The following is a 14,183-nucleotide window of genomic DNA, read 5'->3' on the forward strand; positions in this document are numbered from 1 at the left end:
CCGAGAGCGAGCAGGGCCGTGCCGACGTAGAGTGTCGCGGTATTGGCCGAACTGAAAAACGGGAAGCTGGCGGCCAGCACCAGGCTGCCACCCAGAACCAGGATACGGTCGGACCAGATTTTCGCGGCGCGCTTCAATACCGGACCCTGCACCAGCACCAGCATGAAACTCATGGCCGAAAAAAACACGCCGGTTTCGGTAATCGACCAGTGAATGCCGGTCGCCGCGTACACGGGAAAGCTGACGTAGAACAGGTTAAAGGCGAGGAACACCAGAAAGTACAGCGCGAGCAGCAGTCCCACTGACGGCAACGCCAGTATCTCGACGATAGACAGTTTGGGCGCGCCCGTCAGCCGAAAGCAGGCCTTGTGGTCCTGGCCAAGGACTTTGCGCACGCTGACTTCCTCCGGGTCGGTGCGCAACAGGCAGGGATCGGTGTCCGGGAGCCACAAGGCGATCATCAGGACGGCGACCGCCGAGATGACGAAAGCGGCCAGGACCGGCAGCGTCTCTCCCACGACCGTCGCACCGAGCGCGCCGGCGATCGCTGGCCCCAAAATAAATCCGAGGTTCGCCGACACCGCCATCTTGCCGAAGTTGGCGCTGCGGTTGCTGTCGTCGCTGATGTCCGCCAGGTAAGCATTCGCGACCGACACGTTGCCGCCGGTGATCCCGTCCAGCGCCCGCGCGAAAAAAAGTACCATAAGTGGCAGCGTGAGCGTGAACGCGCCGAACAGTGCGGAATGCACTTCGAGCAGGGAGCGGACCGGAAGCCACAGCGCCACCAGGAATATTCCCCAGGAGACGAGGGTCCCGACCTGACTCAGAAGCAGGATGCGCCGCCGCCCGTAGCGATCCGACCAGCGCCCCAGCACCGGCGCGCCCAGCAGTTGGAAGAAAGAGAAGGTCGCCCCCATGACGCCATAGATGAGCGCGTTCCCGCCGAGCCTGGTGACGAGATAGACCAGAAACGGCAGCACGATGCTGAACCCGAGCGTGCCGACGAAGTTGATCGCCAGAATCGGGTAGAGCGACACACGGCCGGATGGCTTCATCTCGAACTCCTTCGCTGGCTCCATCTGATGTTTTCCTCTTCGGCGGTAGTTATCAGCTTCGTCCAGATGACTGGTTCGATTTTTCTGTCAGATTCATCAGGGAGGATTTCAGTTTACTGCCAACGTCGAGATGAGGAAATCAATGGGTTGGAATCAAGGGGGGCAGAGCAATTGAAAAGTAGGGTTAGCTTTATATTTCAAGTACACTGACCCCTTGATCCAAGCTGTTGTGTTCGTGTCCCGCGCCGGATAAAAAGGCGTTAGGCGACATCAACGAAGGCGGCATAATCCATGCCAAAAAGAGGAACGTTAATTGCCGTCGCAGGTATCGCTGCCTCGTTTGTTGGTCTCGTTGGCGCGATTATTTTTCTATTGGTAAGCAAAATAGTAAGTTTCTCGATGGCGAAGCTGATGCTTGTTGCTTTGTTTGGGCTGTATATCGGATTCGGAATTCTAATCGCCGTCTATCGCTTTATTGATAAGCTGGAATGAGTGTTTTAACATCACCGGGAAATGAAGTTGCAGAAAACCAGGGTTAGAGAATAATTGTTTCTAATATTAGCGGTAATTGTTCTCTAACCCTGGTTTCGCGTTGACCAAGATACTAGGAGAATTTAATTCTGGTCCACCCATCTCGGGGCAACGGCAGTAGAATAATGCTACGGCACGCCTCGCTCAGCGTAGCGCGATACGGCAACTACTTTCTTGTTAACGGAGGATCCAATCCATGAACCAGACAGTGCAAGCCGATCTCGTGCGCGCCTCCGCACTCGGCGATGAACTCGACAAACCCGAGGCCCAGGCCCTGGCCGCCCTGATGACCTGCCGCACGCTGAACGATGGCGAGATGCTCGTGCGCGAAGGCGGTCCTGAACGCACCCTGTTCATGCTGGTGGCGGGCCAGCTCTCCGTGAGCAACGTCCGCGACGGCAATGAGCAGGTCGCCTATCTGATGAACAAGGGCGAGTGTGCCGGCGCTCGCTCGTTCATCGATGCCATGCCGCGCCGCATCACCCTGCGCGCCATCGGGCCGGCCACGGTGTACGCGCTCGAGCCCGATCGGTTCGAGACTCTCATCGACAGCCACCCGCGCATCGTCTACAAGGTCATGCGCGCGATGTACCGCATCACGCACGCCAACCTGCTGCGCATGAACCAGGAGACGCAGCAGCTCACCGATTACGTGACCAGGACCCACGGGCGCTACTGAGTCGCCCGGGGTCCAAAACAAAAACGAACAAAAACGGGGTCAGAGAACAATTACCGCTAATATTCGAAATAATTGTTCTCTGACCTCCGATTCACTGCGCTTGTCTTTCATCGCCTTGACGCGCGGCCAATCAGCCCTGGATCGTTTCGAAGAAGATGATTTTTTAATTTTATTGCTTTTGGGGAATAGAGGTTACGCCGCGCGTTTCGTGTGCGGCCACGGCTTGATCTTGGCTAAAGTCTTGGCCAACGCGTCCTTGGCCAGCTCGGTGTCGCAGTCCGCTTGCAGGCGCAACCACCAGCCGTCCGACAGTCCGAAGAAACGACACAGCCGCAAATCGATGTCGGCGGTGATCGCGCGTTTGCCGGCCACGATCTCGCCGCTACGGCGCTGCGACACGCCGATCTCTTTGGCCAGCCGGTGACGATTTATGGCTCTGTGCCGCGCAGTCGATAGGGTCAGACTCGATTGATCCTTGTTCTATTATCGATGAATGACCGTTTTGGCCGTTAACTGACGGTCCGGATTTGAACCAAAGCGCTCGAAAGCTTTTCTCAAATCAGATATTCAAGTCCTGAATTTATCTGACATTTTTCCGCCGCAAACCCATGGCCAATCGGTTTTACCGGGCGGAGACGGCGATCTTCGAATTCTCGATTCACATATACCGTATACGGGATTAGCCATCTTGGTCCATTCTGAACTTGTGTGCGTCATCCCGGACAAATAGACTATACAGTCTAACAAGACGAATTTCCGCTTAGCCCCTATGTCCACCGTCGTTGAAACGCCCCAAGACATCCGGCAGCGTCTGCTGGAAGCCGCTTGCGACGCCTTCCGCGAAGAGGGTTACAAGGTGAGCATCGACCGCCTCGCCGCCCGTGCCCACGTGGCGCGGCAGACGCTGTACAACTATTTCCCCAGCAAGGACGTGCTGTTTGCCGAAGCGGTGCGTCATATCATCCAGTCGGTACTGGTGACGCTGGATCGAGACGGCGATGTGCGGGCTACGCTGTTGGGTTTCGGCAAAGCCTACCGGGCAAAGGTTCTGAGCTCCGAGGGCATCGCGATTTTCCGGACGCTGATGGCGGAGGCGCCGCGTTTCCCGGCGCTGGCGAAACAGTTCTTCCGCCAGGGGCCGCAGACTACTCGCAAGCGCCTCGCCGAGTATCTCGCGCGGGCCATGAAAGAAGGGCAGTTGAAACGGGATGACCCCGATTTTGCCGCCGAGATGTTGGCGGCCATGCTGGCGGATTTCGACCGCCTGCGCGGCCTCATGAATCTGCAAACGGATTTACTTAAGCCCAAGAAAACTGCGCAGGTGGTGGATTGCTTCCTGCGCGCCTTTGCTCCCGAAAAGGACACGCCATGAAACGTCTCCCCCTGTTTTTATTTCTGTCCCTGCTCGCCGCCTGCAGTCCGGATGACAAGAGCGCCGCCGCGGGTCCCGGAGCCGCGGGCGCCATGCCACCGCCGGAAGTCGACGTCATCCAGGTAGCTCGCCGCGCCGCGACACTCACCCGGGAGCTGCCGGGAAGAGTGACCGCCGTGCGTACCGCGCAAGTTCGGGCGCGCGTCGAAGGCATCGTGGAAAAGCGTCTGTTCGAGGAAGGCAGCGACGTGCGCGCAGGCGAGCCGCTGTTCCGGTTGGATGACCGCACCTACCGCACCGCCGCGCAGGCGGCGGAATCCGACGTGGAGGTAAAAAAGCTCAACTTCTCTCGCGTGGTGTCGCTATTGCCCATCAAGGCGGTGAGCCAGCAGGAAGTGGATCTGGCCCGCGCCGCGCTCAAACAGGCCCAGGCCCAACTCGCGCGTGCCCGGCTGGATCTGGAAAACACCACCGTGCCCGCGCCCATCTCCGGCCGCATCGGCCGCGCGCTCGTAACCGAAGGCGCCCTCGTGGGCCGGGGAGAAGCGACTCTGCTTGCCGTCATCGAGCAGTTGGAGCCGGCGCAGGTGCTCTTCACTCAGCCCAATGCCGAAGTGTTGCGCCTCAAGAGCGCGCTCGCCGCGGGATCGTTGAAAGTATCGGAAAGCCAGGTCGTGGAACTTATTATGGATGACGGGCAGCCCTATCCTAAGAAAGGACGGCTCATCTTCAGCGACATGAGCGTGGATCCCACCACCGGCTCCGTCGTGCTGAAAGCGGAATTTCCCAACCCCGAACGTCTGTTGCTTCCCGGCACGTTTGTTCGAGTGAGGCTGCCGCTGGCGGTGGCGGAGGGCGTGATCGCGGTGCCACAGCGAACGGTGCTTTCCGGGCCCGAGAGCCAATACGTACTGCTGGTGGGACCGGAGAACAAAGTCATGCCGCGCCCGGTGAAAGTCGGGGCCATGGCGGGCACGGACTTCGTCATCGAAGACGGCCTCAAGGGCGACGAGACCCTCATCGTGAACGGCGTGCAGAAGGTCCAGCCGGGCGCGGTGGTGAAACCGGTACCGCTGAAGCCGGGCAGCTGACATGGCCCGCTTCTTCATCCATCGGCCCATCTTCGCCTGGGTCATCGCCATCCTGATTTTGCTCGTGGGCGTCATTGCACTCAGGAATCTGCCGGTGGCCCAGTATCCTGCGGTGGCTCCGCCCCAGATCGCCTTCAACGTGAATTATCCCGGCGCCTCCGCCCAGGTGATCGAAGACACGGTCATCAAGCTGATCGAGCAGGAGATGAACGGCATCGAGCATCTCCTTTATATGGAAGCGGCTTCAGAACTGGGCGCGGGCACGCTGACGCTCACCTTCGATCCGGGCACCAACATCGATATCTCCTCCGTGGAAGCCCAGAACCGATACAAGCGCGTCGAGGCGCGACTCCCGGAGGACGTGCGGCGACTCGGCGTGCCGGTGACGAAGCCGCAGCGCAACTATCTTCTGTTCGTCGCTATCTATTCCAAAGACCGTAATCGCAACTTTATCGACCTCGGCAGCTTCGCGGCGGCCAACGTGCTCGACGCGCTGCGTCGCGTGCCCGGCGTGGGCGAGGCCATCTTGTTCGGCACCGAATACTCCATGCGCATCTGGCTCAAGCCGGAGCAACTCATCGCCTATGGCCTGACACCCGCCGACGTGAAACGGGCCTTGCAGGCCCAGAGCGTGCAACTCGCCACCGGCGAGCTCAACCAGGCGCCGAGCGCGCCAGGCGCCCAGGTGAACGCCGTCATCGTCACGCGCGGCCGCCTTTCCACCCCCGAAGAATTCGGCAACGTGGTAATACGGGAGCTTGCCAATGGGGCCACCGTGAAGGTGAGAGACGTGGCGCGCGTGGAACTCGGCGGCGACAGTTACGACCGCTACGCCCGAATGAACGGCCAACCGATCGCCGCCATCGCGGTGCGCGTCGCGCCCGGCGCCAACGCGCTGGACGTGGCCAGGGCGGTGAAGTCGCGCATGGCGGATCTCGCCCGCTTCTTCCCTCAGGGAGTCGACTGGGCCGTGCCCTACGACACCTCCCGGTTTGTGGAGATTTCCATCACCGAGGTGGTGAAGACCCTGGCCATGGCCATGGTGCTGGTGTTCATCGTGATGTACGTGTTCCTCGGGCATTGGCGCACCACCCTGATCCCCGCCGTGGTGGTGCCGGTGGCGCTGGCCGGCGCCACGGCGGGGCTCTATGCCTTCGGTTTTTCCATCAACGTGCTGACCCTGTTCGCCATGGTGCTCGCGATCGGCATCCTGGTGGACGATGCCATCGTGGTGGTGGAAAACGTGGAGCGCATCATGCGCGAGGAGCAACTGCCGCCGCTGGAGGCCACGCTCAAGGCCATGGACCAGATCCTCGGCGCGATCCTCGGTATCTCCGTCGTGCTCTCCGCCGTGTTCATGCCGATGCTGTTCTTCGGCGGCTCCGTGGGCGCCATCTACCGCCAGTTCGCCGCGACCTTGATTCTCACCATGGCGTTCTCGGTGCTGATGGCGCTGTCCCTCACGCCCGCCATGTGCGCGACGTTGCTCAAACCGGGCGAAGCGGAAAAAGACGAAAAGCGTAAGTTCAACCTTTTTTTCGGCCGGGTCGTTTCCGGTTATCGCGGAATCACGGCGCGCATCCTCGCCCGCACCGGTCGCTGGATAGTGATCTATCTCGCCATCGTGGTCGCCACCGGTTGGCTGTTCACCCTGATTCCCGGCAGCTTCCTGCCGGACGAGGACCAGGGCTATTTCATTACGCTGGTGCAACTGCCCGCCGGCGCAACCCAGGAGCGCACGGTGGAAGTGCTCTCCCAGGCGGAGCAGTTCTACTTGAAACAGCCGGAAGTGGAGAAGGTCATCGGCGTGGTGGGTTTTTCCTTCTTCGGCCGTGGACAGAACGCGGCGCTCGTCTTCACGCGGCTCAAGGACTGGGATGAGCGGAAGGGACATGAACACTCGGCGCAGGGCATGATCGGCCGGGCGATGGGAACGTTCATGCGCATCAAGGAGGCCATCATCTTCGCGGTGAATCCTCCACCAATCCCCGAGCTGGGCGCGGTCGGCGGATTCGATTTCCGGCTGCTGGACCGCTCCGGCCAAGGCCGCGATACGCTGCTGAATGTGCGCAACCTCATGCTCGGTCTGGCGTCGCAGGACAAGCGCCTCGCCGGCGTGCGGCCGGAAGGCCAGGAGCCCGGCCCCCAGGTGTTCCTGGAAATCGACCGGGAGAAGACGCAGGCACTGCAAATCGACATGGCCGATCTCAACGATACTCTCACGTCCGCCATCGGCGTGGCCTACGTGAACGATTTCGTGCGCGCCGGGCGCATACTCAAGGTGCAAATGCAGGCGGATGCGGATCTGCGCAAGACTCCCGAGGATCTGTTGCAACTCCCGGTGCGCAACCGCCTGGGCGAGGTGGTGCTCTTGGGGGAAATCGCGAAACCGAAATGGATCGTGGGGCTGCCCAAGCTCGACCGCTACAACGGTAACCCCTCCATGAAGATCGCCGGCGCTCCCGCGCCCGGTCATTCCACGGGCGAGGCGATGCAGGCCATGGAAGAAATCGCTCAGAAGTTGCCGCCCGGCTTCGCCTTCGAATGGTCCGGCACTTCTTTCGAAGAGCGGCTCGCCGGCGCCCAGGCGCCCATCCTGTTCGCGCTGTCGCTGCTCGTGGTGTTCCTGGCGCTCGCGGCACTGTACGAGAGCTGGTCGATTCCATTCGCCGTGATCCTGGTGGTGCCGCTCGGCATACTCGGCGCGGTACTGGCGGTGCACTTGCGCGGGCTGCCCAACGACGTGTTCTTCAAGGTCGGACTCATTGCCATCATCGGGCTGTCCGCCAAGAACGCCATCCTCATCATCGAATTCGCCCGCAAGCTCCACAACGAAGGCATGGATCTCGTGGCCGCCACGCTGGAGGCGTGCCGGTTGCGGTTAAGACCCATCCTCATGACCAGCTTTGCCTTCATTCTGGGCGTGTCGCCGCTCGCGGTCTCCACCGGCGCGGGCGCGGCCAGCCGCCACGCCGTGGGTACGGGCGTGATCGGCGGCATGATCGCTGCAACGGTGCTCGCTATTTTCCTGGTACCGGTGTTTTTCGTGGTGGTGCGCAAGTTCTTCCCCGCCAAGCATCGGAAGGAAACGAAACATGACTGAACGAAAATTTTCTTCCCTCTCCGCGACGGAAAAAATAGCGCGGGCCGCGCTCGGAGCCGTCGCCATGGCGTTGCTGGCCGGCTGTTCTTTCATACCCGCCTACGAGCGTCCGGCGGCGCCGGTGCCGGAACATTTCGACGGCGTGGCAGAGGCCGCCGCCAGCCCCTTGTCATCCTGGCGCGTATATTTTACGGACCCGTCGCTTCACGTCCTGATCGAAGCGGCGCTCAATCACAACCGGGATCTCAAGATCGCCCTGGCGCGGGTCGAAGAAGCACGCGCCCTGGCGGGCATCGCCCGCGCCGAGCGCTTCCCCACGCTGGATGCGCAAGGCTCGGCCAACCGTTCGCGTACGCCGGCGGACCTCACGGGTACAGGCCAACCGCTCGTCGCCAGCCGCTATGACGCGGGCCTGGGCGTGACCGCTTTCGAACTGGATTTCTGGGGCCGGGTGGCGGCGCTGAGCGAATCCGCCCGGGCCCAGTATCTGGCGACCGACGAGGCGGCGAAAAGTTTTCGCATCGGCCTCATCAGTGATGTCGCCAACACCTGGCTACTGCTCACGGAGCTTGCCGAGCGCGAGCATCTCGCTGCCGAGACTTTGAATACGCGGGAGGAGAGCCTCACCATCATCCGCAAGCGGCAGGAAGCGGGGCTGGCGACCGATCTCGACGTGCTCGCCGCCGAGGGTCTCGCGGAATCCTTGCGCGCCGAATGGGCTGACCTGAAGCGTCAACGGGTCCAGACGGAAAATGCCCTGCGCCTGCTCACGGGCATGGCGGTGACGCTGCCCGCGCCGACGAACCTTGCCAACCAGCCTTCGATGACTGAGCTTGCGCCGGGGTTGCCGTCGGACGTGCTCCTGCGGCGCCCCGATGTGCGTGCCGCCGAGCAGCGGCTGGTCGCCGCCAACGCCAACGTGGGCGCGGCCCGCGCGGCATTTTTTCCACGCATCGCGCTCACCACCGGCATGGGTACGGCAAGCCAGGAGCTGTCCGGTCTGTTCGATGCCGGCAGCAAAGCCTGGCTGTTCAATCCGGTGCTGAAGCTGCCGCTGTTCGACGCAGGCCGCACCCGTGCCAACGTGGACATGGCCGAAGCACGGAAAGTCCAGGCCGTGGCTGACTACGAAAGAACCATTCAACAAGCTTTCCGCGAAGTGGCCGACGCCCTTGCCGCCGGAAGCACCTTCAGCGAACAAGTGGTCGCCCTGGAAGCCAACCTGCGCGCTCAACAGGCGCGCTTTGAACGAGTAAAAGCCCGTCAGCAGGCAGGCATCGCCAATTACCTGGAAGTGCTGGACGCAAACCGGGATACCTTCATCTCGGGACAGGTCTTGGTCAGTTCCCGCCGGCAGCTCCTGAGCGCTCACGTGACCCTCTACAAGACATTGGGGGGCGGCGAGGAGTAGTCGCGCGCGTTGCTTCGTCTTTCGTATTCACTTCCTCAGATCATTGGTCACGCGCGCGCCGGGTATTGTCGTGGAAACGCCCGGTGGATTGGGTGACGCATGACGGCGTAAAGCCTCAAGTCCATCCGCGTTGACTTGCGGGGTTTCGCGGATCGTTTAATACTGTGCAAATCTCGGCATGCTTGGCCTGAGTGCTTGATGGCAAGCCACTTCAAATCGTCTGACCCCAGCAAGAAGGAGCGAGTCATGCCAGATATTCTTCACCGAGTTGGAATCAAAACCACGCCTGAAAAAGTTTTTGAGGCCCTCGCCACGGTTGAGGGGCTTTCTCATTGGTGGATCGCGGATACAGCCGGGGACGCTAAACAGGGTGGGATTATTCTCTTCGGGTTCAGCGATATGAAAGTGGTGGAATTAAAGCCTAATAAACTGGTGAAGTGGAAATGCGTAAGAGGGCCCAAAGAATGGGTGGATACGGACCTGACCTATCAATTGGTACCCAAAGACGATCAAACCTTTGTCCTCTTCACCCACGCCCACTGGAAGGAGCCGGTGGAATTCATGCATCATTGCAGCACCAAGTGGGCGACTTTCCTTTTAAGCTTGAAGGATTGGCTGGAAAGGGCCGAAGGCCGTCCCGCTCCCTATGACGTCAAAATTCATGCTGGTGATTAACAAAATTGGGATCGGATCCTAATTTTTACTAAATTGACGGAAACTGTGATCTGACCCCGGTTTGTTGGAGGAGGACCCCATGTTCGTAGGTCACTATGGAGTGAGTTTTGCCGCGAAGAAGGTCGAGCCATCGATACCCCTGTGGGCGCTCTTTCTTGCGGTGCAGTTTCTGGATGTTCTCTGGGCCCCGTTCGTTCTATTCGGAATCGAGAAGGTCCGCATCGTCCCGGGCATCACCGCTACCAACCCGCTCGATCTCTATTATATGCCGTATACGCACAGCCTCGTGGCGGCGCTCTTTTGGTCGTGCGCCGTCGGGCTCGTCTACCAGATCGTGGCGCGCCCGTCACGTCGGCAAGCGAGTGTCATCATTGGGCTGGCGGTGTTCTCGCATTGGGTGCTGGATCTCATCGTCCATCGACCCGACCTCCCGCTGTACGACAACGCGGCCAAGGTGGGCTTGGGCCTGTGGAACGCCCCCGCCCTGGCTTTCGGCCTGGAGGCCGCCCTGCTTTTCGGAGGGGTCTGGCTATGCCTCCGAGGGCGACTGGCACGCTCTTTCGGGACGCTGGTTTTCGGCGTCTTGATGCTCGGAATTCAAGCCTACGTTTTCTTTGGCCCACCCCCGACATCCGATCGCGCCATTGCGTCGACCGCGCTCATCGCCTACGCCGCCTTCGCCATCGTGATCTGGTGGCTACAGGATCGGCGGGCGATCACGGGAGTCGCCTGACCCGAATTGAAAATTACGATCAAGAAGTCAGAGTAGTTGAAAAGTAAAGTTAACTTTTTATTTCAATTACACTGACCCCTTGATCCTCCGTTTCGACATAGCAGTGCGTCGGCATCTAACCTTTAGGTTGGTGCGGACGGGCAATGGGCAGTGCACGCATAATTAACGAGCCTGCGGCCCGCCGCACAGCACAACGTTGAGCATCTGCTTTCTGGATAACACGACCGGCTGCTTCTGGCCGATAGCTGACCTTTGCGAACGTCTGCTTCCGACTGCGGATTCAATTGGTGGATGCAACACACTAGATTCTACGTAAGAAGAAGGAGTGTTGCAGATGAAATACAGGACACGGATCTACTACTCGGAGAGCCAGAAGGCTCTGATGTGGGACCGCTGGCAAAAGGGAGACACCCTTCACCAGATCGCACATTGGTTTGATCGCTACCATACATCGATCCGAGGCATTCTTGCCGAGACCGGCGGGATACGCCCGGCACCGCGCCGACGCTCGAGGTTGGCGCTGACCTTGGCCGAACGCGAAGAGATCTCGCGTGCCGTGGTCACGGGCCACACCATCCGTTCGATTGCCGCCTCACTCGGACGCGCCCCCTCCACCATTGGCCGCGAACTCGGCCGCCATGGTGGCGAGCGATGCTATCGGGCAGCCCAGGCCGACCAAGCCGCCTGGGATCGGGCCCGTCGCCCCAAGACTTGTATACTGGCGGAGAACCGAACCTTGGCACGTCTCGTGGCGGGCAAGCTCCAACTGCAGTGGTCGCCGCAGCAGATTGCCGGGTGGCTCAAGCGGACTTATCCCGACGACGACAACTACCAGGTGTCACACGAAACCATCTACCGCAGCCTTTTCATTCAGGCCCGTGGGGCACTGAAGAAAGAGCTGTTGCAGCACTTGAGGCGCACGCGGGGGTTGCGCCGTTCGCGCCATCACACGATGAAGACGGACCATCACGGCAGAATTCTTGACACGGTATCGATCCGCGAGCGTCCGGCGACCGTGGAAGACCGGGCGGTGCCCGGTCACTGGGAAGGGGATCTTCTGTTCGGCAGTAAAAATAGCCAGATTGCCACACTCGTCGAACGCCAAACACGCTACGTGATGCTGGTGAAGGTCAACGGCAAGGATACCGAGACCGTGACCAATGGGTTGATCAAGCACGCCCACAAGCTGCCGAGGGAACTCTACCAATCCTTGACCTGGGATCGGGGCAAGGAGATGGCCGATCACAAACGCTTCACGCTCGCGACCGACATCCAGGTGTACTTCTGCGACCCTCAGAATCCCTGGCAGCGGGGATCCAATGAGAATACGAACGGGCTGTTGAGACAGTATTTCCCCAAAGGAACCGACCTCTCGGTCTACTCGCAGGCCAAGCTCAATGCCGTGGCCAGACGCTTGAATGAGCGCCCAAGGAAAACGTTACACTATGAAACACCGGCTGAACGATTTGCACAATCTGTTGCGTCGATCAGTTGAACCCGCAACCCTGAACAGCCCTTCCCACGCGTGATCCAATTTCTCCAATAGCGGACGCTCATAGCTTGGCGCCCATAACAACACCGGTATAGTCGAAACAGCAGTAGTCGACTTGCAGGGTTTGTCAGATCAGTTAATACTGTATAAACATCCGGACAATTGATCTAAGTACCTGTTGGTAAAGTGCTTAGGGCTAGAAATGCAAGCCAAGTTATACGTCACCGGTCTAGGTTAGACGTCAAAAGTGACATCTAAATTGAGTTAGCTGACTTGTGCGATTGCTTGGCGATCACAGTTCGTTCTGGTTAGACAAAGTGATTCAGAAAATGGAATGTTTCATTCCACACAGCCGTAGAGTTCAAGGACACAGGAAAGGGTGGCAAACATGAACACGAAGGTCAGAGACGAGAGCGCGGGCAAGTGCCCGTTCAACCACATCGCCGGCGTCGGCCGGACGAACCGCGACTGGTGGCCGAAACAGCTGCGGCTGGAGCTGCTGCACCAGCATTCCGCGAAGTCCGACCCGATGGGCAAGGGTCTCAACTACGCGAAGGAATTCAAGAGCCTCGACTACAAGGCGCTGAAGAAGGACTTGGTCAAGCTGATGACCGACTCGAAGGACTGGTGGCCGCCGGACTTCGGCCATTACGGTCCACAATTCATCCGCATGTCCTGGCACGCCGCCGGGACCTACCGCATCACCGACGGCCGCGGCGGCGGCGGCCGGGGCCAGCAGCGCTTCGCCCCGCTCAACAGCTGGCCCGACAACGTCAACATCGACAAGTCGCGCCGCCTGCTGTGGCCGATCAAGCAGAAGTACGGCAGGAAGATCTCCTGGGCCGACCTGATCATCCTCGCCGGCAATGTCGCGCTGGAGTCGATGGGCTTCAGGACCTTCGGCTTCGGCGGCGGCCGTGCGGACGTATGGGAGCCGGACGAGGACGTGAACTGGGGTGAGGAGATCGCGTGGCTGGGCGTCGACAAGCGCTTCAGCGGCGACCGCCAGCTGGATCAGCCGTTCGGCGCCACCCACATGGGCCTGATCTACGTCAACCCGGAAGGCCCGAACGCGAGCGGCGACTACAGGGCCGCCGCCAAGGACATCCGCGCCACCTTCGGCCGCATGGCGATGAACGACGAGGAGACCGTCGCCCTGATCGCCGGCGGCCACACCTTCGGCAAGGCCCATGGCGCCGCCCCGGAATCCCATAAGGGTCCGGATCCGGAAGGCGCGCCGCTGGAAGCGCAGGGCCTGGGCTGGATGAGCGACTACGGCACGGGGCACGGCGCCGACACGATTTCGAGCGGCATCGAAGTGACCTGGACCAAGACCCCGGCGCTGTGGAGCAACAACTTCTTCGAGAACCTGTTCAAGTACGAATGGGAGCTGACCAAGTCGCCGGCCGGCGCCAAGCAGTGGGTGGCCAAGAACGCGCCGGAGATCATTCCCGACGCGCACATCCCGGGCAAGTTCCACCAGCCGACCATGCTGACCACGGACCTGACGCTGCGCTTCGATCCGGAATTCGGCAAGATCTCGCGCCGGTTCTACGAGGACCCGCAGGCCTTCGCCGATGCCTTCGCGCGCGCCTGGTTCAAGCTGACGCACCGCGACATGGGCCCGCGCGCCCGCTACCTCGGGCCGGAAGTGCCGACGGAAGAGCTGATCTGGCAGGACCCGATCCCCACGGTCAACCACAAGCTGATCGGCGAGAAGGAGATCGCCGACCTCAACAAGAAGATCCTCGCCTCGAAGCTGTCGGTGTCGCAACTCGTGTCGACGGCCTGGGCGTCGGCGTCCACCTTCCGCGGCTCCGACAAGCGGGGCGGCGCCAATGGCGCGCGCATCCGGCTCGCCCCGCAGAAGGACTGGGCCGTGAACCAGCCGGCGCAACTGGCGAAGGTGCTGAAGACGCTCGAGGGCATCCAGGCCAACTTCAACAAGAAGGCGAAGGGCGGCAAGAAAGTGTCGCTCGCCGACCTGATCGTGCTCGCGGGCTGCGCGGGCGTCGAGCAGGCCGCGAAGAAGGCCGGCGTC

The 14,183-nt window shown here is 60.8% G+C and carries 11 protein-coding genes and 1 pseudogene; 10 read left to right on the forward strand and 2 right to left on the reverse strand.

Translation table 11 applies throughout. The features are described from left to right. On the reverse strand, positions 1-1,079 hold a 1,079-nt coding region (locus ACC569_RS11280), incomplete at its 3' end, for an MFS transporter (RefSeq protein ID WP_372523631.1). 267 nt (positions 1,080-1,346) lie between these two features. Here ACC569_RS11280 and ACC569_RS11285 point away from each other — a divergent pair. After that, positions 1,347-1,547, forward strand: coding sequence for a hypothetical protein (locus ACC569_RS11285; protein WP_372523632.1), 201 nt, complete (start codon positions 1,347-1,349; stop codon positions 1,545-1,547). A gap of 235 nt (positions 1,548-1,782) precedes the next feature. Next, the gene (locus tag ACC569_RS11290; RefSeq protein WP_372523633.1) at positions 1,783-2,265 is read left to right on the forward strand and encodes a Crp/Fnr family transcriptional regulator; all 483 of its coding nucleotides are present in this window, start codon (positions 1,783-1,785) and stop codon (positions 2,263-2,265) included. Between the two features lie 192 nt (positions 2,266-2,457). Here the strand turns inward: ACC569_RS11290 and ACC569_RS11295 are convergent. Continuing rightward, positions 2,458-2,697, reverse strand: a pseudogene (locus ACC569_RS11295) (HigA family addiction module antitoxin); the annotation flags it as partial. Between the two features lie 337 nt (positions 2,698-3,034). Between ACC569_RS11295 and ACC569_RS11300 the strand changes: the two are divergent. The 8 genes from ACC569_RS11300 to katG form a co-directional block, all read left to right on the forward strand. Beyond that, positions 3,035-3,637, forward strand: coding sequence for a TetR/AcrR family transcriptional regulator (locus ACC569_RS11300; RefSeq protein ID WP_372523634.1), 603 nt, complete (start codon positions 3,035-3,037; stop codon positions 3,635-3,637). Then, positions 3,634-4,728: an efflux RND transporter periplasmic adaptor subunit gene (locus ACC569_RS11305; protein WP_372523635.1), complete on the forward strand. Its 1,095-nt coding sequence runs from the start codon at positions 3,634-3,636 to the stop codon at positions 4,726-4,728. The genes ACC569_RS11300 and ACC569_RS11305 overlap by 4 nt, the downstream gene beginning before the upstream one ends. Before the next feature lies 1 nt (position 4,729). Then, positions 4,730-7,831, forward strand: a complete 3,102-nt coding sequence (locus ACC569_RS11310; RefSeq protein WP_372523636.1) for an efflux RND transporter permease subunit — start codon at positions 4,730-4,732, stop codon at positions 7,829-7,831. After that, positions 7,824-9,242, forward strand: a complete 1,419-nt coding sequence (locus ACC569_RS11315) for an efflux transporter outer membrane subunit (protein ID WP_372523637.1) — start codon at positions 7,824-7,826, stop codon at positions 9,240-9,242. The genes ACC569_RS11310 and ACC569_RS11315 overlap by 8 nt, the downstream gene beginning before the upstream one ends. 246 nt (positions 9,243-9,488) lie before the next feature. After that, positions 9,489-9,917 carry an SRPBCC domain-containing protein gene (locus ACC569_RS11320; RefSeq protein ID WP_372523638.1) on the forward strand — a complete coding sequence of 143 codons (429 nt, stop codon included), beginning with the start codon at positions 9,489-9,491 and terminating at the stop codon, positions 9,915-9,917. A gap of 79 nt (positions 9,918-9,996) precedes the next feature. After that, a complete protein-coding gene (locus tag ACC569_RS11325) occupies positions 9,997-10,650 on the forward strand; it encodes a hypothetical protein (protein ID WP_372523639.1) in 654 nt (217 codons plus the stop codon). A 334-nt stretch (positions 10,651-10,984) separates the two neighbouring features. Continuing rightward, positions 10,985-12,145, forward strand: a complete 1,161-nt coding sequence (locus ACC569_RS11330) for an IS30 family transposase (RefSeq protein ID WP_372523640.1) — start codon at positions 10,985-10,987, stop codon at positions 12,143-12,145. A 385-nt stretch (positions 12,146-12,530) separates the two neighbouring features. Next, positions 12,531-14,183 (forward strand): catalase/peroxidase HPI (gene katG, locus ACC569_RS11335; RefSeq protein ID WP_372523641.1); only part of this gene is annotated, 1,653 nt, incomplete at its 3' end.

Source organism: Sulfuricaulis sp., from assembly GCF_041499725.1.
GTDB lineage: Bacteria > Pseudomonadota > Gammaproteobacteria > Acidiferrobacterales > Sulfurifustaceae > Sulfuricaulis.